Source organism: Sediminibacterium soli (assembly GCF_009939225.1).
GTDB classification, from domain to species: Bacteria; Bacteroidota; Bacteroidia; order Chitinophagales; family Chitinophagaceae; genus Sediminibacterium; species Sediminibacterium soli.
In genome coordinates, this window is sequence record NZ_JAACJR010000009.1 from 13,158 (window position 1) to 30,715 (window position 17,558).

Consider the following 17,558-nt stretch of genomic DNA (forward strand, 5'->3'; position numbering starts at 1 on the left):
TTATATTTGACGCAAATAAACGAAAAAATCGAAAGCTAACAGTTGTTATCATTGATGAACCCCGAAAAAACCATACTGCCGGATTTCCTGATCGCCGAACTGTACAAAAACAGCCTGGTGATACTTGATGGCGGGCAACCTGTTGAAGAGACAATCGTTAGGGAAGAACCTGTTTCCGTTCCGGAAAAGAAGGAAAAACAATGGTTTCTGGGAAGCAATGTACAAAAAATAACGCTTGTTGTAAACGAAAAAGAAGCGGCTTACCTGGCAGATGATTCGTTGAAATTCCTTACTTCCATTCTTGGCGCCTGCAAACTGAACCTGGGCGATGTGGCGATCGTTAACTACCGGGCAACCGCCGTTGACTATGCCCAAGTCAAAGAACAGCTGGCCCCGCGTTCGCTGATCCTGTTCGGCGTAAGCGCCCAGGCACTGCGGTTGCCGTTTACCATACCTGATTACCAGGTACAGTCGTACGACCAATGCCAGTTCCTGATTGTGCCGCCGCTCGAAAAAATGCTGGGCGACAGCCAGGAAGCCAAGCTGGAAAAAAGCAAACTATGGCTCTGCCTGAAAAAGATCTTCCATCTATGACCCACAGACAAACACTGGTATTCGCCACCAACAATGAACACAAAGTGACAGAAGCCCGCCAGGTCATCGGCGACCTGTTCCGTTTCGTTACACTCAAAGAAGCCGGTATCGATATCGATATTCCCGAGCCACATGATACCCTGGAAGCGAATGCAACAGAAAAATCGCAGACCATTTACCGCCTGACAGGACGCAACTGCTTCAGCGAAGACACCGGCCTGGAAACGGATGCGCTGAACGGTGAACCCGGCGTGAAAACCGCCCGTTATGCCGGCGATGGCCGGGACTTTCAGCAGAATATCGACAAACTGCTGCACAAACTCGAAGGGCAACCGAACAGACGCGCCCGGTTCCGCGCGGTGATCTCGCTGATACTGGATGGCAAAGAATACCAGTTTGAAGGTGTTTGCGAGGGAACGATCGCCGAAGCACAGCAGGGTCGCGAGGGTTTTGGGTATGATCCCGTTTTCATTCCCGAAGGCGCCGGTATCAGCTTTGCGGAAATGACGGTGGAGGAAAAGAACCGCTATAACCACCGGCAGAAAGCCATCACCAAAATGATCCATTTCCTGGATCAGCAGCACGCATGAACCGAATCAAAATAGAACTTCCCGGCATCTTTCATTTCTCTACCCTCATCACCATACGGATCACCGATCTGAATTACGGCGGCCATGTGGGAAACGATTCTTTTCTTTCGCTGATACACGAAGCAAGACAACAGTTCCTGCGCGCGCATGGATACGAGGAGCTGTCGCTGGGCGGCGTTGGACTGATTATGGCCGATGTGGCGATAGAATTCAAACGCGAACTGAATTATGCAGACACCATCCGGATTTCCGTTGCGGCGGACGGTTTTGACAAACTCGGGTTTGATCTCTATTACCTGCTGGAATATGTGAACGAAACAGAAACCGTGATCGCCGGAAAGGCAAAAACGGGCATGCTGTGTTTCGATTATACTACCGGCAAAAAAATGGTGACCCCCGAAGCGGTGATCCGCAAACTAGGCGGCCCGCCGGATGCCTGAACAACATAACAACGCGCAGCTTCTCTCAACCCGGTCCGCTACACCGGCTGGCTGTTCCAGATGTGCCAGCTTTCTTCCGCCTGCAGTTCCAGCATCTCCAGTCCGTTCTGTACCGTGGCCCCTTTTGCCCTGCCTTTCGCGAGGAACAGTGTTTCGGCGGGGTTGTAGATCAGGTCAAACAGGTGGTGTTCGGGGCTGATCAACTCATAGGGAATATCCGGGCATTCGGTTGTATTGGGGTACATACCCAGCGGCGTTGTATTGATCACCAGCAGGTGGGTACGCATCATGTCCGGCGTAAGCGATGTATAAGCAATGGCCTCCTCGCCTTCGCTGCGCGATACATACCGGCAGGCTATCTGCAGTTCATTCAGCACATATTCAACAGCTGCCGAAGCGCCCCCGGTTCCGAGTATCAATGCATGGGTATGTTGCGGCTTGAGGAATGGCAGCAATGACTGGCGGAAACCCACCACATCGGTGTTGTGCCCGGTTAATACCCCGTTCCTGATATCGATGCAGTTACAGGCGCCCATCTGCGAAACGGCAGGCGTCATCGCCTGCAGGAATGGCATTACCTGTTTTTTGTAGGGTATGGTAACATTCAGTCCGCGCAGGCCTTCCTGCTGCAACAGCGTACCGAGTTCGTCTATACCGGCCAGCGCATAATTTTCATATACGCAGTCGGCAATACCCTGTTTTGCAAATTTTTCCGCAAAATAGGTTTTGGAAAAAGAATGACTAAGCGGGTAACCAATCAGCCCGTAACGGCGCATGGGTTATTTTTTATTCAGGAATAGTTCAAACGTATCGCCGCGCAAACCTACGCGCATGGCTTCGAGGGGTATCACTTCGGTGGGGGCGATATTACCCAGGTTGGCATTGCAGCCGATCAGCTCCAGAAAATACAGCTGCTGCGCTTTCTGCGGCGCTTCCCAGATAATCTTCTCCGCCGGTATCTGTGTAAGGATCTCCTGCACAAGTCCCTCCCGCACTTCTCCGCTGCCGCGGTAGATGCCCACATTACCCGCCTCACGTGCTTCGGCAATCACATAGGAGGAACCGGCTTCCAGTTCAGCACGCATCAGCTCGATCCATTTGTAGGGTGGAATGATGTGCGCGGCATCTTTGCTTCCCACTTCGCTCAGCACCGTGGCATGCTGTGTGAGTTTTTCGATATAACCGCATTTCTCGGCATGCGGGATGCTGACAGATCCGTCGCTTACCTCCACGTATTTGATGCCGTAATCCTTGCAGACAGCGATATAGTCATCAAACTGGTTGCGGATCAGGAACGCTTCAAACAATGTGCCTCCGAAATAAATCGGCATGTTATACGAATGATATAATTCGATCTTCTCCCTCAGATTGGGCGTAACGAATGATGTACCGAAACCCAGCTTTACAATATCCACATGCGGGCCGCTTACACCGATGAAATTATGCACTTCGTTAATGCTGAGACCCTTGTCCATGACCATTGTCAATCCTGAAGTGCGGGGCTGCTGCGTGCGTTCGGGTATATTCGTCAGATTAAAGTTCATAGCGATACATCTAGATTTTGATCCGCGCAAAAATAAGCGAAACGAATGAAATAGGATTAGGAGAGCTGACAGGAAAGGAATACGGCTATCGACCAGGGGTACCGATTGAAGAAGTATGGATGGAAAATGGCTGCATGGTTAACTTCTCAGCATAGCCATAGAACAATACAGCCATGCAGCCATATTATCCTCATGTCTAAATCTTCCTTCCCTTCTTATACCGGGCAAGAATATCCACCACCTGGTTGTTCTGCAGGATGGACGGATTCAGCTCAAGGAATTTTTTAAGGAGACGCGGTGTTTTTGCCATGGCTTCTTCCAGCTTTATCAGCGCTTCTTTTGTTTTGCCCAGCGCAAACAATGCCGTGCTCTGGTAAAACAGGAACACGGGTTTGCCGTCTGTGGATTTCATGGCGGCCAGCGACTGCTCTACCGCTTCTTCGTATACTTCAGCTTTGAGCAGGCAGCGGATCAGCGCTTCCCATCCCGCTACGTTTTTGGGTTTGTGTCTTACCACCGTACCAAAATACTGGATGGCGTCCTTGTACTGACCCAGGTGCATCTTGCATTCGCCCATGGCCAGGTTGTATTCGGTAACGCTGCGGTGGATGCGCATGGCATTATCCAGTTGTTTGATCGCGCTCTGCCATTGCTGTTCGAGCATATAGGTAACGGCGATCTTATAATGCAGCTTGCTGTCGTCGGGATTCAGGTGCACCGCTTTTTTGTAATGAAACCTTGCCTGTGCATAATTGCCCATACGGTGGTAACAATGACCGATGGCTTCATAGATCACGTCTTCGGGCCGCGTAAGCTCCAGCACTTTTTCCAGCACTTCTATGGCTTCCTTGTATTTGCGCAAACGCAGGTAAGCATCGCCCATATTGCGGTAGGCATAATCGAATTTCTCGTCGATGGCCACGGCATACTGGTAAGCATCGATCGCTTTTTCGTACAGTTTCAGTCCCTGGTAAGCGGCGGCCAGGTTAAACCAGGCCAGTTCGCTGAAAGGAAAATCCTCGATGATCTGCTGGTGCAGGCGAATGCTTTCTTCGTTCCTGCCGGTGAAATCCGTCCAGAAACAGATCTTGTACAACGCCTCTTCGTTATTGGGTTCCGCTTCGAGTATGAGTTTGAGACAGTCGAATACCTTGTCAAATTCTTCGTAGTCGTCGTATACATCGGCCAGTTCAAACAACAGGTCGATGCGCTCTTCGCCCTCGAACGTCTGCAGTGCCGCTTCGAGCAGTTCCACCGCTTTGGGCTGCTGATCCAGCGCCAGGTAGGCGTCTGTTTTCAGGATATAGAGGTTCAGATCGGTGCTGTCGTACAATTCCGCGGTTTCCAGTACATCCAGCGCTTCGCGGTAGCGCCGGGTGGCCAGCAGCATATCCGCTTTTTTGATCATCAGCTGGGAAGAATAGGGAAATTGCAGGAGGCCGGTCTCGGCTGCTTCGAGCGCCTCGGGTATATCGTCTTTCTCATCGTAATAATCTATAATCCGCTCAAAATCATCCTCTTCTAAAAAAACATGGTTTCTGCCGTTTTTCAGATTCTGGTATTGCCGCAGCAGTTCCTTAAGCCCTTCGCGATCCTCGCGGTATTGATTTTCACGCATATTGGCTGGTGTTTATCCAATTTAGGCCAAAAAACCCGCTTTTTTTTGGGATGTGTGTAACTTTTCGGCTTTCATTAACGTCCGGTTAAGAAAATCAGAATTGTGTATTATTTAAGGAAATCTTACCTTTGTTACAGAATGAAAACAAAAGTATACATACAAAAAGCCGCATTCCTTGCCATACTGGTGCTGGGAATGCAGTTTGTATACGCTGCTTTTTCGTTCACTGGTCTTACGGGTGAGAAAGAACGAAGCAATAAATATTCGCTCAAAAACCTGAGCGCGCTTTCGCACAAAGGTTCCGTATCGATCAGTTCCATCAAATCCAATCTGCAGTACAAAGGCATGCAGCAGCTTTCTTCCAAAAACACCAATTCCGGTGTTGAGATGACTTCTTTGCTTCGCTACGAAAATGGCAACACCACGTTCGTATATCCTTACAAGTTCAAGATCAAAGTGTCTAAATTCAAGACACCCACTCCTTAATTCAGCAATCTGTAACCGCTGGTAGGTATGTCAAACCTCGAAGCCTGTACCGGGCTAAGGTTGATTTTTGTTGCGGTATAGCGTATCCGGCCCTTATCGCCTTCCTGTGATTCGTATTCGAGCACAAACCCGGGTACATCCCTGAACTGGTATTCAAACTCGCGAACGGAAGGAATGATATTGGCTGCATAGAACAACGTAAAATTACCGCCATCACGTAACTGTATCACCGCTTTCCTGCATTCATACCCGAGTATGGTACGGATTTCGCTGGGCACCAGCGTTACACTCATTCCCTCGTATTTTCTGTTCTCGGCGGCCCAGCGTGTGTTGTCCATTTTGGTCATGAATTTGTTCTGGCCGAATTCGCGAAGTATGGTGGCGGCGCCCGAAAGCTTATTATACAGGATGGTTTGCTGGTAGGTTGGGCTCACCAGGTCGCTACGGCAATCATTTGCCTTGATATAAACGGTTTTGGTGGTGGCTTTCAGCGATGCCAGTACATCCTTGTCAACACCCGCGGCGCTGTCGGCCGACATCGCATAGGTTACGGTACACTCTGCCACAACGCGCTGTTGTGCATGGGAAACGGTGATCGCCATCCCCAGGAAAAAAACAGTAAGCAGTTTCTTCATTGGTACCCGTTTGTTTGCGCTACAAGATAGGCAATCTTCTACAAAGCGCCCTGCCTAACAACGTATGGAGGGATGGCTGCCGCCTGCTCGGGTGGTGATCAACAAATCGCGGACCGGCATAAAAAACTTACGGAAGGTTTTCACACCTTCCGTAAGCCGATTCTTATTTTTTATTCTGCGTTTTGTTCTTCATATCCTGCAGTTTTTTCTGGGATTCCATCATCTGCGAATACCGTTCCTGCCACTTGCTTTGCTTTTTAGGCGCTTTCCGCTTCTCTTCTATCTTGGCAAGGATCTTATCGTGGTTGATGATATAATTCTGGATCACGAACTGCAGCGCAAGCGTGATGATATTGGATACGGTATAGTACCATGTCAATGCCGAGGGCAGCCTGTTAAAGATGAACAGCAGCATAAACGGAAAAATATACGGCATGTATTTCAGCGCCGGGTTGTCCTGCGACGGCGTCATGTTCATGTTATACAGCGAGATCAGGAAGCTTGTGAGTACGGCCGTGAGCGTGAACAGACTGATATGATCGCCGAATGCCGGTATGCTGAACGGCAGTTTTGCGATCGAGTCATATGCCGACAGATCGTGGCTCCACAGGAAAGCCTGTCCGCGCAGCTGTATGTTCGAGTTAAAGAAACTGTACAGGGCAAAGAAGATGGGGATCTGCAGCAGCGCCGGAATACAGCCACCCATCGGGTTTACGCCGGCTTCGCGGAACAATTTCATCTGCTCCATGGCAAAGCCCTGCTGGTCGCTGCCGAATTTCTTTTTCAGCTCATCCAATTCAGGGCGCAACACGCGCATCTTGGCGCCGCTCAGGTAACTGGTATAGGTAAGCGGCGCGGTCACCAGCCTGATAAACAGGGTAAGCAGCAATACCACCCATCCGAAATTGGTGACGAAACCTGCAAAGAAATCAAATACCGGTTTGATGATGTATTTGTTGATCGGGCGCACAAAAGAGTACATATCCCTTCCGAGGTTCACCATGCGATCCATTTCGGGCGCCTGGTTTTTCAGGATATTGTAATCGTTGGGACCGTAGTACATCTGCAGGGGAATGTTCGCCGTTGCCGCCATCGGCAGTTTTGCCTGCAGGGCCACATCGGCGCCGGCCAGCACACGGCTCGAATCGCTTCTTCTTACCCACTGAACCTGTCCGCCGGCAAATCCGTTCTTTGCCACCAGTGTCTGGTTAAAGAACTGCTGCACCACGCCTACCCACTGCACCGGTTTCTCGAATTTCCTTTCCGTTTTGGTCTGGATATAATCAAATTCGTTGTCTTCCGAATAACATACGTTCGACACCTGTCTTTCATAATCGGCTGTCTTTTCCTGCTGGTCCAGCTGTGCTTTCCATTGCAGGTTAAAAGCGCCCTGCGTCAGCAGTTTATCCGCACCGTTGATACCGATGTTCCAGTCGATCATAAAATCGTAGGGCCGGATGGTATACTGGTGCACGATGGTCTCGCCGTTTGCGCCGCTGAGCGTAAAACGGATGGTTTGTGCACTATCGGCATTGGTCACCGGCTGCGCCGCGGTAAAATACAGGCTTGCAGTGGAAACCGACTGGTTAGCGGAGGTATTGATATTGTAACCGATCGTATTGTTGGCTGCCAGCAATACTTTGCTGCCGGAAGGCGTGGGGTAATTTTTCAGCTCCACGGTTTTTACCTGCGCCCCTTTGTTGGTGAATACGATCTTCATCACCTTGTTCTCCACGGTAACCAGTTGTTCTGCGCCCATGCCGGCTGTGGTAAAATCGCCGGCGGCAGAGATACGTGTGGCGGAATCCCGTCTCAGCGAATCTGTTCTGAACGCCATCGTATCGATGGGTTTGCGGTTGGCGGCTTCCACCCTTGCGATGGAGTCTTTCTGTTTTTGCTGGAACGCAGCTATTTCGTGCTGCTGTTTGTTGTTGTACCAGAAATAAATAAAGAACAATGCGCCCAGCAACACAAAGCCAATGACCGTATTCTTATCCTTCATACAAGATTTTGTTGAGCCGCAAAGGTAATATTTGGAACCTAGATTGGCTGCGGCAAGTTGATAAGCCGTTAAAATAGCCATAAATCGGCCGGTATGGCTGGTGAATACCGGTTTTTCGGCTTTATTTTACGGTAGCCTCACTTCAGCCAGGGATCGTTCCAACTTCTACCCCTTAGCAGTAAAACCCAAATGTATGCCGGCAAACAGCACCCCTGTTTCCCAACGGGAAACCTATAACCCGTCCGCATGGACACGTTTTCTCTGGTGGTTGTCAACCGCCGAAAAAGAATTGCTGGCCGACTGTGTGGTCGACCGCAACCGGTACGCCATCGTGGGCATGACCGTTTTAGGCACCTGGGCCTTTGCCACGCTGGCCTGGACGTATTTTTTTACCACGGTCAGCTCCAGCCTGCTGGCAGCGGTTGCACTGGGACTGTTCATGGGCGGCATCGTGCTTACCATCGACCGTTCCCTGATCAAGGGTATCAACCGCACCAATAAGACCAGGCTGATCCCGTTGCTGTTCAGGGGTGTGCTGGCTATGACCATCGGTTTGTTTATGGCACAGCCTGCCTTATTGTACCTGTTCGATAAAGAAATACATGTACAGGTGTCGATCGACAACGAGCAAAGAAAAAAACAGAAACTGCAGCAGCAGGACTCCGTTTATTACACAGCGCGCACCGCGCTGCAGCAGAAAAAGAATGCGCTGCAGCTGCAACTGGCTGCACGCTATTCGGAAGTGGCTGCTTCACGCGATGCCTTTATCAGGGAAACCGATGGCACGGGTGGCAGCGGAAAAGTGGGTCTGAAAGATATTGCCCGGGCAAAAGAGAGCGAATACCGCAAACTCGATGCTGCCTACCAGGCTACGGAAGCAACCCTGCGCCCGCAGATCCAAAGTACAGACAGCGCACTGGCCGCGATCGATCTAACAATTCAGCAGGAGCAAAAAGCATTTGACACATTGCTGAACGACGGGTTTATTACCAGGATAGAGGCGTTGAATCACCTGGTGAAAGACAATGCCTCCGTTGCTTTCCGCTATTATTTGCTGGTGGCCATCTTCCTGCTGGTGGAGCTGATGCCCGTGATCTCGAAAATGCTGCTGCCATCCGGCAGCTATGAAGAAAAAACAATACTGAAAGAACAGTCAGAGAAAGAGCTTGCAGGAAACAACGACCGGCGCGAGCTTGCCCTCAAAGAAAATTATAACCAGACCGCTTTTGAGCAGGACATCCAGTTCATCAAAGAATTTTTCGCCGCCGCCGAGTCCGAACGCCGTGCCAAAATGCAGGAGAAATTCCAGTCCTGGAAAGAATCCCCCACCACCAGCTTCGACAGCGTCTGGGAAGAAATGAAGAAAGAGGTGTTGAGTAAGAGAGAAAATTAGGGAACAGATGAGCAAGGAACGGATGAACAAGGAGCAATAGATCGGAAGCCGATCCGATACTTTCCGATCCATTGTTCATCCGTTCCTTGCTCCTTGTTCATCTGTTCATCTGTTCCTCGCTCCTTGTTCTATTGTTCTTTCTGCCGTCCGCCCGGCGGGCACCACATTTTCAGGTAGTCGGTGTACAGTTGCTGCAGGTGCGCGGTGGTTCCTTTGCCCTCGGAGATGCCGTGGGTTCGGTTGGGATAGCTCATTAACTGGAACTGCTTGCCATTGGCGATGAGTTCATTGATAAGCATTTCGGCATTGTTGTAATGCACGTTGTCATCGCCTGTGCCATGTACATACAGCAGGTGCCCTCTCAGGTTTTTTGCGTGCGTAACCGGTGATCCGTTTACAAAATCTTCCCTGTTTTCCTGTGGCAGTCCCATATACCTTTCCTGGTAGATATTGTCGTAGGTGAGCTGGTTGCCAACGGCGGCGATGGAGATCCCTGTTTTGTATATCTCGGGGTACTGGAACATCAGTCCCAGTGTGGCAGACCCGCCGCCGCTCCATCCCCATACCGCAATGCGGGAAGTATCTACAAACGGCCATTTCATGATCTCCCTGGCACCCATCGCCTGGTCGCGGATATTGATCACACCCACTTTCCGGTAGATCGATTTGCGCCATTCCCTTCCCTTGGGGGCCGGGGTGCCGCGGTTGTCGATGGTCATGTAAATGTATCCGTCATCGGCCATACTGCCTTTGTACATCCGGTTGCTGCCTGCGCCAAACTGGTCTTTTGCATTGGCGCCGGCGGGTTCGGTATACACGAGGAACACAACGGGATATTTTTTGCTGGGATCGAAATTCGACGGTTTCGCCATCCAGCCATCCATCTCCACCCCCTCCGCTGTTTTTACTTTGAAGAACGACACATTGGATCTGGATTTATCTGCCCTGGCCACTGCATTGCTGACTTCGTTCCCGTTAAGCGATCTGTGGTCCGGCAGCGAAACCCACTCGCGCGAGGGCGCCGTATAATAGTTGGAAAAACTATGCTGCGCATAGTTACCCGTGGGCGACACATTGTAGGTATGCGTGCCGTTCTGGCTGGCGGGTGATAAACGCTCGGCACTGCCGCTTCCGTCCAGCCTGGTGCGATAGAGATAACGCTGGGTGGCATTGTCGGGAGAAGCGTAAAAATATACATACCCGCTTTTTTCATCAATGGCATTGGTTGAGATCACATCAAAATTGCCCGTGGTGATCAGGGTCTGCTTCTTCCCGTCGCGGCTGATCCGGTAAAGATGGCGCCACCCGTCTTTTTCGCTGGTGATCACAAATTCCTGTCCGTTGCTGAGCCATTCCCATGAGTCGTCGTCCACATCCACCCATGCCGGGTCTTTTTCCTGGTAGATGGAAGTTGACCTGCCGGAAGCGATATCACACAGCATGATATTGCTTTCGTTCTGCTTCCTGTTCAGGTGCTGGATGATGAGTTGGCTGTTACCGGCCGCCCACTCCATGCGCGGAACATAGGACTGCAGTACGGGGTCTGTGGGGATAGACATCCATTTTGTTTTTGCCGTGGCAATATCCGCAACGCCGATCTTGTAGGGAGACGGTGGCTCACCGGCGCTTGGGTACTCCACCGGCACCACAAAGGGATAAATGGAATCCGTGGTGTTCAGCATCAGGTAGTTCTTTGTTTTGCTTGCATCGATCTGCCAGTAGGCAATCTTCTTACCGTCGGGGCTCCACCGAAAACCGTCCCTGCAATTGAATTCCTCTTCGTATACCCAGTCGAACGTACCGTTAATGACCCTTCTGGAACCACCGGAAGTCAGCGCTGTGATTTTGCCCGTAGCCAGGTCTTCCACATACAGGTTGTACCCGCTTACATACGCCACTTTACTGGCGTCGGGCGAAAATTTCGCAAACATCATAGACGATGCGGGTTTGCCTTTGCCAAGCTGTTTCAGGCTATGGTTGTTCAGGTCGAGCACCCAGTAATCACCTTTTGTATCCTGCCGCCATACGCGTTTGGTGTTGTTGTAGATCAGTATCTTTTTATCGTCGTTCGAAAAAGTGAAATTGCGAACCGGTATGGCAGCGGAATCGCGGTGCGGTTTCAGCAGGTCCCTGGCAACAATTGTTTTTTTGGTGAGCCCCGGCAGTTCGTACAAAACGATCTCTCCGCCTTCAATGGCGAAATAACCATTGCCATCGCGGTTCCATTTCAGGCCTCCCTGTGACTGTGCAGCGGAAAAAAATGCGCAAACGGCAATCAACAGCAGGTATGCGTGTTTTCTCATGGTAAGTGATTTATTTATTGGCTTGTTATCGGTTCAAGATAAAGGCGCTGACAGCGTTAACCAGGTTTTTGTCAACCGGCAGCTGCGGGTTGTAATAAGCGGCCATATTTTCGGATTTTTCTGCGGAAACCTGTTTCAGCACATGGTTCATTTTCTCCAGCAATACCAGCTGCGCACCGGGTTTGGCCGCGGCCAGCCTGTTTGCATCGTCCACACTAACCTGGAGATCATGGGTTCCCTGCAGGATCAGAACAGGAATGGTCAGTTTCCTGATTTCAACCTGCGGATCGTACCGGAACCAGGAGATCAGGTAGGGCTGAACGCTTGGTCTGAACAGCGCTGCCAGCATGGGGTTTACAGTCACCACGGTCTTTCCCTGGCTTAGCGAATCGAGGATCGGCAGGGACAGGTCCCTTACAATAGCCGGCTGGCCGTTCATCTGTTCGCGCAGTGTTTTATCGGCCGACTGACCCGCGCCGGCGATGGATACAAACTTACCGGCATCCCGGGCAGCCATCATCCCGATCAGCGAGCCCTCGCTGTGGCCGATTACGGTAATACCGGAGAACCGGTTATCGATTCGCAACAGCGCGATCCATTGTTGTGCATCGGTAATATAATCGCCGAAACGGAGATCCGCCTCGCGTTTACCTGCACCCACGCTTTGGGCAATACCTCTTTTGTCGTACCGCAGCGAGGCGATGCCGTTTACCGCAAGCGCTTCGGCAAGTTGTTTAAGACCGTTGTTCTTCATCGCAGGAATGTTGCCATCCCTGTCTGTAGGGCCGGAGCCTGCAATAATCAGCGCCACAGGCATGCGGCCGGTTACCGCGGCGGGTACGGTAAGTGTGCCGTAAAGATCGCCGGTGGCGGTTTTAAGCACAAGCGGCGATGCCGTAAAAGCCGTATCGGCATTAGCAGCAAAAATCGGGGAGCTGTAAAACCCAAGCAAGACAACCAGTAGACAGTATCTGCGCATACGATTCATTTTTGGGTAAGGGAATACCTATCATGCTCAATAAAACAGACCCGAAAGATAACAACTCCCTCCGATCGGGCACAAACCGATTTTAACACAGACTATGCGGATTTTCACTCCGAAAAAACAAAGCCCCGTATCCACGGAACCATGGAACGGGGCTTTGTGCGATCTTGCTGTTATCAGATCAGCGCGTCCTGCAGGGGCGCTGTCTTAAAGGAGCTTTTCTTTTCGTTGTATTTTTTTGCCGCGTCGATAAAGCTGACGAACAATGGCGCAGGCTTCTCCACGGTACTTTTCAGCTCAGGATGGTATTGTACCCCGATAAAGAAAGGATGCGAGGGTATTTCGATAATTTCCACCAATCCTGTTTCGGGATTCGATCCGCTGGCGATCATGCCATTGGTTTCAAACTGTTCCAGGTAATCGCTGTTGAACTCGTAGCGGTGGCGGTGGCGTTCGCTGATATGCGTGGTACCGTAAATACGGTTGGCCAGTGTGCCGGGCTTGATCTCGCAGGGATAGGTACCCAAACGCATGGTGCCGCCCATCATCCTGATTTTCTTCTGTTCTTCCATCATATTGATCACGGCATGCTGTGTATTGGTATCCATTTCTGTTGAATGCGCGTCTTTCAAGCCGAGTATGTTTCTGGCATATTCGATCACCGCCATCTGCATACCCAGACAGATGCCGAAGAACGGCAATCCTTTCTCACGTGCATACTGAACGGCAATGATCTTTCCTTCGATACCGCGGTGGCCGAACCCCGGCGCTACGAGCAGGCCATCCAGCCCTTCGAGCTTCTCCGAAACGTTCTCACTTGTAATGAATTCGCTGTGCACATTCACCACCTGCACTTTTACTTCGTTGATGGCACCGGCATGTACAAAACTCTCGAGTATGGATTTGTAGGCATCCTGCAGTTCTATGTATTTGCCGATCAGCCCCACGGTCACTTTGCTGCGCGGGTATTTCAGTTTATCGAGAAACCCGATCCATTTGTCCAGCACGGGCTCCGAATAATGTTTGATATCGAGTTTTTTCAGGCAGATAAGATCCAGTTTCTCACGCAGCATCAGCAAAGGCACTTCGTAAATGGTGGAAGCATCCATGGCTTCTATCACCGCCTCCGGTTTTACATTACAGAACAGTCCGATCTTACGTTTGATATCGTCGTTCAGCGGCTCTTCGGTGCGGCATACGATGATATCGGGGTGCACGCCTGTTTCGCTCAGCATCTTCACGCTGTGCTGTGTGGGTTTTGTTTTCAGCTCTTTTGCCGCTTTCAGGTAGGGAATCAGCGTAAGGTGAACCACCATCAGGTCTTCTTCGGGAAGCTCCCATTGCAGCTGGCGCACTGCTTCGATAAAAGGAAGGCTTTCGATATCGCCCACCGTACCGCCTATCTCCGTAAGGATGATATCGTAATCGTTGTTCTCTCCCAGCAGCAGCATGCGGCGTTTGATCTCATCGGTGATATGCGGCACCACCTGCACGGTTTTTCCCAGAAAATCACCGGCGCGTTCTTTATTGATCACCGTCTGGTAAATACGGCCCGTGGTCACATTGTTTGCCTGTGAGGTATAGATGCCGAGAAAACGCTCGTAGTGACCGAGGTCAAGATCGGTTTCGGCACCGTCTTCCGTTACATAACATTCGCCATGTTCATAGGGGTTAAGCGTACCCGGATCCACATTGATATACGGATCGAATTTCTGGATCGTTACACGAAGTCCGCGCGCCTGCAGCAGTTTTGCCAGCGATGCGGCAATAATCCCTTTTCCTAAACTGCTCGTTACACCTCCGGTAACAAAAATGAATTTGGCCATACTGTTGTTTATTGGTTGATCTTATTATTAACCTGTTATGTAACCCTGTTACCGGCCTGCACCGCCTTAACGGGCCTGGGCGGATCAATAAAAAACAATCCCCATGCAAACTGCTTTGCGGCTGGGTACTAAAACATATGACCTGTAAATGGAATGTGGAAAATTCTCAGAGGTCGTACAAAGCTACACCAAAAAAACAAACTGCAAAAAACAGTCGGGCGCAGATCCCTTTTTCCCGCCCGGAAGTGTTAATTTGACGTGCAAATCTTTACCCTAAAATCCTTTGAAAATGAAAAAGCTGTTTTTCATTGCACTCTCGGCGCTTGCCGTGGCCGCATTTCTCGGTTACCGGTACAAAACGCCCGAACCCGAACTGCTTACCCCCGGCTGTTACCTCAGTTGCTTTAATGCCGATGTACGCGAGCAGTTTCGTCAGGAAGCCAATACCATGGCTTTTGCCGGCCTGCACCCCATACCGCTGGCATACCGGCTGCAGAACCCCAGCGGCAGGACCGTTGGTTTTAAAGCCGCCGACGGCTCGGAGGCCTCCGGTTACGAGATCAGGAGCCCGAAAAAATCCAACAAATGGATTTTCGTGATCCAGGAGTGGTGGGGACTGAACGATTATATCAAACGCGAGAGCGAAACCCTGTCGAAGGAACTGGATAATGTGAATGTGATAGCCCTTGATCTCTACGATGGCAAGGTGGCCGCCACGCCCGACAGCGCCATGAAACTGGTACAGGGGGCCAAAACCGATCGGCTGGAGAACATCATCAAAGGCGCCATTGTCTATGCGGGCGGCGATGCCCGGATCTATACCATTGGCTGGTGTTTTGGCGGTATGTGGAGCCTGCAATCTTCTATTCTTGCGGGCAAACAGGGCGCCGGCTGTGTGATGTATTATGGCCGCCCCGAGACCAATCCCGAAAAACTGAAAATGCTCAACTGCGATGTGATCGGTTTCTTCGGCAACAAAGACCGCAGCCCCTCACCCGAAATGGTCAGCAAATTTGAAGCGGATATGCAGGCCGCCGGTAAAAAACTGAGCACGCACAAATACGATGCAGGCCATGGCTTTGCCAACCCGAGCAATCCCTCCTTCAACAAAGAAGCCACCGAAGACGCACATGCAAAAGCGATTGCGTTCTTTAAAGCGCATATGTAAACCCAATTTTCAAATGGCAATCCTCAAAAGTGATGGATCCTGTCGCTTTTGAGGATTGCTTTTTTTACATATCGTTTACGATCTTCCGGTAGCTGGTTACCACCCCTTTTATCAATGAGGAACTGAAGCCCTGGTGTTCCATTTCGTTGAGACCGGCAATGGTACAGCCTTTGGGCGTGGTTACCTTATCGATCTCCTGTTCCGGATGGGTGTTCTTGGTCAGCAGTAGTTCCGCTGCGCCTTTTACCGTTTGAGCGGCGATCAGCGAAGCGGTGGCCGCGCTGAAACCGATCTCGATACCGCCCTGTATATTGGCACGTATGTAGCGCATGGCATAGGCGGTACCGCAGGCGCCCAGCACCGTTGCGGCATCCATCAGTTTTTCTTCTATGAACACAGACCTGCCCAGCTGGTCGAATAACCGGGAAGCATAACCTATCTGCTCCTGCGAGGCGTTCTCGGCGCAGATGCATGTCATGCTCTGCTGGATGGCGATCGCCGTGTTGGGCATGGCGCGGAAAACCGGTATCCTGTCTCCCACAATCTCTTTGATATCCTTGATCCATAAACCGGTAACCACACTTACCAGCACATGTTTTGCCGGGTCCAGTACGGGAAGGATTCCTGTTAACACCTCTTTTACCTGGAAGGGCTTAACGGCCAGCACCACCCAGCTGGCATTGCTTACCGCCGCTGCATTGTCGCTGCCGGTCTGGATGCCTTTTTGCTTCAGCGTCTGCAGCAATGCAGGGTTGCGGCGTGTAACGGTAATATTTTCCGCTGCTACGAACCCGCTGTCTACCAGTCCTTCTGCCATGGCGGCGCCAAGATTACCGCCGCCGATGATGGCGATCTTTGTTTTCATACGATTGCTTTGCGATGAAGTTACGGAAAAGCCGACAGTCTACTCAGGCTGTAGAATACAAATACCCGGTGGAGGGTGAGGTTTGGGGGACCAGGGGAATGGCCGACTAAAAATATTTCAGTCCAACCAGGTAATGGCGCACGTAATCCGCAATGCCTTCTTCCAGCGAGGCGAATGGCTGCGTGTATCCTGCGGATCTTAGTTTGTGCATATCGGCTTCGGTGAAATACTGGTATTTATCGCGTATGTCTTCCGGCATATCGATAAACACGATCCTGGGTTCCCTGTCAAGTCCGGCGAAAGTGGCATTTACCAGATCGGTAAACGAACGGGCTTTGCCTGTGCCCAGGTTGTAGAGGCCATTGTTAGCAGACGGCCATTGGTTACCGAGCATTTTGTCCATCATCCAGCCGATCACGCCGATCACATCCTTTACATAAATGAAATCGCGGAGCTGTTCGCCGTCTTTAAACCCTTCTTTATGGCTTTTGAACAGTTTCACGAAACCATTCTGATTGATCTGGTTGAATGAGTGCCAGATCACGCTGGCCATCCTTGCCTTGTGGTATTCGTTGGGGCCGTAGACATTGAAAAATTTCAGACCAGTCCATGCAGGCGGCGCTTCTGTCTGCCGCAGGGCCCATTTATCGAATTCGTTCTTGCTTACGCCGTAAGGGTTCAGCGGTTTGAGCCGGTCAACCAGTGCATGATCGTCTTGGTAACCAAATTCTCCGGCGCCATAAGTGGCTGCGGAAGACGCATAAATAAGGGGAATGGATTGCTGCACACAGTACTGCCAGATATCTTTTGAAAACACTAGATTCAGTTCTTCGTGAACGGCGTAGTCGAATTCTGTCGTATCGGTGCGGGCCCCCAGGTGGATAATGATGTCGAGTTTGGGCTTATTGGCTTCGAGCCATTCAAAAAGATTGTAGCGCTCAACAACATCAGTGTATTTCTTCGATTCCCAGTTCTTTCTTTTTTCTTCCGCGCCAAAATCGTCCACCAGTATGATGTTCTCATACCCTTTTTTGTTCAGGTATTCCACCATACATGAACCGATAAAACCCGCTGCGCCTGTTACGATGATCGAAGACATGGGAAAAAAG

16 protein-coding genes are annotated in these 17,558 nt (G+C 50.8%); 6 read left to right on the forward strand and 10 right to left on the reverse strand.

The window, feature by feature from the left end:
- Nucleotides 1–54: 54 nt before the first annotated feature.
- From GWC94_RS14770 to GWC94_RS14780, 3 genes are read left to right on the forward strand one after another with little or no spacing between them, the layout of a single operon-like run.
- Nucleotides 55–594, forward strand: coding sequence for a hypothetical protein (locus GWC94_RS14770; protein WP_161835860.1), 540 nt, complete (start codon nucleotides 55–57; stop codon nucleotides 592–594).
- On the forward strand, nucleotides 591–1,184 hold the full coding sequence (rdgB, locus tag GWC94_RS14775) for an RdgB/HAM1 family non-canonical purine NTP pyrophosphatase (RefSeq protein ID WP_161835861.1): 594 nt from the start codon (nucleotides 591–593) through the stop codon (nucleotides 1,182–1,184). Before GWC94_RS14770 ends, rdgB begins: the two co-directional genes overlap by 4 nt.
- Nucleotides 1,181–1,624, forward strand: coding sequence for an acyl-CoA thioesterase (locus GWC94_RS14780; RefSeq protein ID WP_161835862.1), 444 nt, complete (start codon nucleotides 1,181–1,183; stop codon nucleotides 1,622–1,624). Before rdgB ends, GWC94_RS14780 begins: the two co-directional genes overlap by 4 nt.
- Before the next feature lie 38 nt (nucleotides 1,625–1,662).
- On the opposite strand, the gene GWC94_RS14785 is transcribed toward GWC94_RS14780, so the two are convergent.
- The 3 genes from GWC94_RS14785 to GWC94_RS14795 all read right to left on the reverse strand — a co-directional run bounded on the left by GWC94_RS14785 (nucleotide 1,663) and on the right by GWC94_RS14795 (nucleotide 4,786).
- Nucleotides 1,663–2,400, reverse strand: a complete 738-nt coding sequence (locus GWC94_RS14785; protein WP_161835863.1) for a shikimate dehydrogenase family protein — start codon at nucleotides 2,398–2,400, stop codon at nucleotides 1,663–1,665.
- Nucleotides 2,401–2,403: 3 nt separating this feature from the next.
- Nucleotides 2,404–3,168 (reverse strand): phosphosulfolactate synthase, encoded by a 765-nt coding sequence (locus GWC94_RS14790; protein WP_161835864.1) that lies wholly within the window; start codon nucleotides 3,166–3,168, stop codon nucleotides 2,404–2,406.
- Between the two features lie 196 nt (nucleotides 3,169–3,364).
- The gene (locus tag GWC94_RS14795; protein ID WP_161835865.1) at nucleotides 3,365–4,786 is read right to left on the reverse strand and encodes a tetratricopeptide repeat protein; all 1,422 of its coding nucleotides are present in this window, start codon (nucleotides 4,784–4,786) and stop codon (nucleotides 3,365–3,367) included.
- Between the two features lie 138 nt (nucleotides 4,787–4,924).
- Between GWC94_RS14795 and GWC94_RS14800 the strand changes: the two genes are divergently transcribed.
- Entirely contained in the window at nucleotides 4,925–5,272 is a 348-nt protein-coding gene (locus GWC94_RS14800; protein WP_161835866.1) for a hypothetical protein, read from the forward strand.
- On the opposite strand, the gene GWC94_RS14805 is transcribed toward GWC94_RS14800, so the two are convergent.
- Both GWC94_RS14805 and yidC read right to left on the reverse strand, forming a co-directional pair.
- Nucleotides 5,269–5,907, reverse strand: coding sequence for a hypothetical protein (locus GWC94_RS14805; RefSeq protein WP_161835867.1), 639 nt, complete (start codon nucleotides 5,905–5,907; stop codon nucleotides 5,269–5,271). The two genes, GWC94_RS14800 and GWC94_RS14805, sit on opposite strands and share 4 nt — an antisense overlap.
- Nucleotides 5,908–6,070: 163 nt before the next feature.
- On the reverse strand, nucleotides 6,071–7,909 hold the full coding sequence (gene yidC, locus GWC94_RS14810; RefSeq protein ID WP_161835868.1) for a membrane protein insertase YidC: 1,839 nt from the start codon (nucleotides 7,907–7,909) through the stop codon (nucleotides 6,071–6,073).
- A gap of 193 nt (nucleotides 7,910–8,102) precedes the next feature.
- On the opposite strand from yidC, the gene GWC94_RS14815 reads away from it, so the two are divergent.
- Nucleotides 8,103–9,302, forward strand: coding sequence for a DUF4407 domain-containing protein (locus GWC94_RS14815; protein WP_161835869.1), 1,200 nt, complete (start codon nucleotides 8,103–8,105; stop codon nucleotides 9,300–9,302).
- Nucleotides 9,303–9,430: 128 nt separating this feature from the next.
- Here the strand turns inward: GWC94_RS14815 and GWC94_RS14820 are convergent, their stop codons facing one another.
- The 3 genes from GWC94_RS14820 to GWC94_RS14830 all read right to left on the reverse strand — a co-directional run bounded on the left by GWC94_RS14820 (nucleotide 9,431) and on the right by GWC94_RS14830 (nucleotide 14,416).
- Nucleotides 9,431–11,605, reverse strand: coding sequence for a S9 family peptidase (locus GWC94_RS14820; protein ID WP_161835870.1), 2,175 nt, complete (start codon nucleotides 11,603–11,605; stop codon nucleotides 9,431–9,433).
- 25 nt (nucleotides 11,606–11,630) lie between these two features.
- Nucleotides 11,631–12,584, reverse strand: a complete 954-nt coding sequence (locus GWC94_RS14825) for an alpha/beta hydrolase (RefSeq protein ID WP_161835871.1) — start codon at nucleotides 12,582–12,584, stop codon at nucleotides 11,631–11,633.
- A gap of 182 nt (nucleotides 12,585–12,766) precedes the next feature.
- Nucleotides 12,767–14,416 carry a CTP synthase gene (locus GWC94_RS14830; RefSeq protein ID WP_161835872.1) on the reverse strand — a complete coding sequence of 550 codons (1,650 nt, stop codon included), beginning with the start codon at nucleotides 14,414–14,416 and terminating at the stop codon, nucleotides 12,767–12,769.
- Nucleotides 14,417–14,705: 289 nt separating this feature from the next.
- Here GWC94_RS14830 and GWC94_RS14835 point away from each other — a divergent pair, with 289 nt between their 5' ends.
- Nucleotides 14,706–15,584, forward strand: coding sequence for a dienelactone hydrolase family protein (locus tag GWC94_RS14835; RefSeq protein WP_161835873.1), 879 nt, complete (start codon nucleotides 14,706–14,708; stop codon nucleotides 15,582–15,584).
- 64 nt (nucleotides 15,585–15,648) lie between these two features.
- Here GWC94_RS14835 and proC read toward each other — a convergent pair whose 3' ends face one another.
- Complete coding sequence (gene proC, locus GWC94_RS14840; RefSeq protein WP_161835874.1) at nucleotides 15,649–16,449, reverse strand: pyrroline-5-carboxylate reductase; 801 nt, start codon at nucleotides 16,447–16,449, stop codon at nucleotides 15,649–15,651.
- 106 nt (nucleotides 16,450–16,555) lie between these two features.
- Entirely contained in the window at nucleotides 16,556–17,548 is a 993-nt protein-coding gene (gene rfaD, locus GWC94_RS14845) for an ADP-glyceromanno-heptose 6-epimerase (protein WP_161835875.1), read from the reverse strand.
- Nucleotides 17,549–17,558: the final 10 nt, after the last annotated feature.

Coding starts and splice junctions, on each gene's coding strand:
- GWC94_RS14820 (WP_161835870.1), bottom strand. CDS start 11,605: ATGAGAAAACACGCATACCTGCTGTTGATTGCCGTTTGCGCATTTTTT.
- proC (WP_161835874.1), bottom strand. CDS start 16,449: ATGAAAACAAAGATCGCCATCATCGGCGGCGGTAATCTTGGCGCCGCC.
- GWC94_RS14795 (WP_161835865.1), bottom strand. CDS start 4,786: ATGCGTGAAAATCAATACCGCGAGGATCGCGAAGGGCTTAAGGAACTG.
- GWC94_RS14835 (WP_161835873.1), top strand. CDS start 14,706: ATGAAAAAGCTGTTTTTCATTGCACTCTCGGCGCTTGCCGTGGCCGCA.
- GWC94_RS14790 (WP_161835864.1), bottom strand. CDS start 3,168: ATGAACTTTAATCTGACGAATATACCCGAACGCACGCAGCAGCCCCGC.
- GWC94_RS14785 (WP_161835863.1), bottom strand. CDS start 2,400: ATGCGCCGTTACGGGCTGATTGGTTACCCGCTTAGTCATTCTTTTTCC.
- GWC94_RS14830 (WP_161835872.1), bottom strand. CDS start 14,416: ATGGCCAAATTCATTTTTGTTACCGGAGGTGTAACGAGCAGTTTAGGA.
- GWC94_RS14825 (WP_161835871.1), bottom strand. CDS start 12,584: ATGCGCAGATACTGTCTACTGGTTGTCTTGCTTGGGTTTTACAGCTCC.
- GWC94_RS14805 (WP_161835867.1), bottom strand. CDS start 5,907: ATGAAGAAACTGCTTACTGTTTTTTTCCTGGGGATGGCGATCACCGTT.
- GWC94_RS14815 (WP_161835869.1), top strand. CDS start 8,103: ATGCCGGCAAACAGCACCCCTGTTTCCCAACGGGAAACCTATAACCCG.
- GWC94_RS14800 (WP_161835866.1), top strand. CDS start 4,925: ATGAAAACAAAAGTATACATACAAAAAGCCGCATTCCTTGCCATACTG.
- rdgB (WP_161835861.1), top strand. CDS start 591: ATGACCCACAGACAAACACTGGTATTCGCCACCAACAATGAACACAAA.
- yidC (WP_161835868.1), bottom strand. CDS start 7,909: ATGAAGGATAAGAATACGGTCATTGGCTTTGTGTTGCTGGGCGCATTG.
- GWC94_RS14780 (WP_161835862.1), top strand. CDS start 1,181: ATGAACCGAATCAAAATAGAACTTCCCGGCATCTTTCATTTCTCTACC.
- GWC94_RS14770 (WP_161835860.1), top strand. CDS start 55: ATGAACCCCGAAAAAACCATACTGCCGGATTTCCTGATCGCCGAACTG.
- rfaD (WP_161835875.1), bottom strand. CDS start 17,548: ATGTCTTCGATCATCGTAACAGGCGCAGCGGGTTTTATCGGTTCATGT.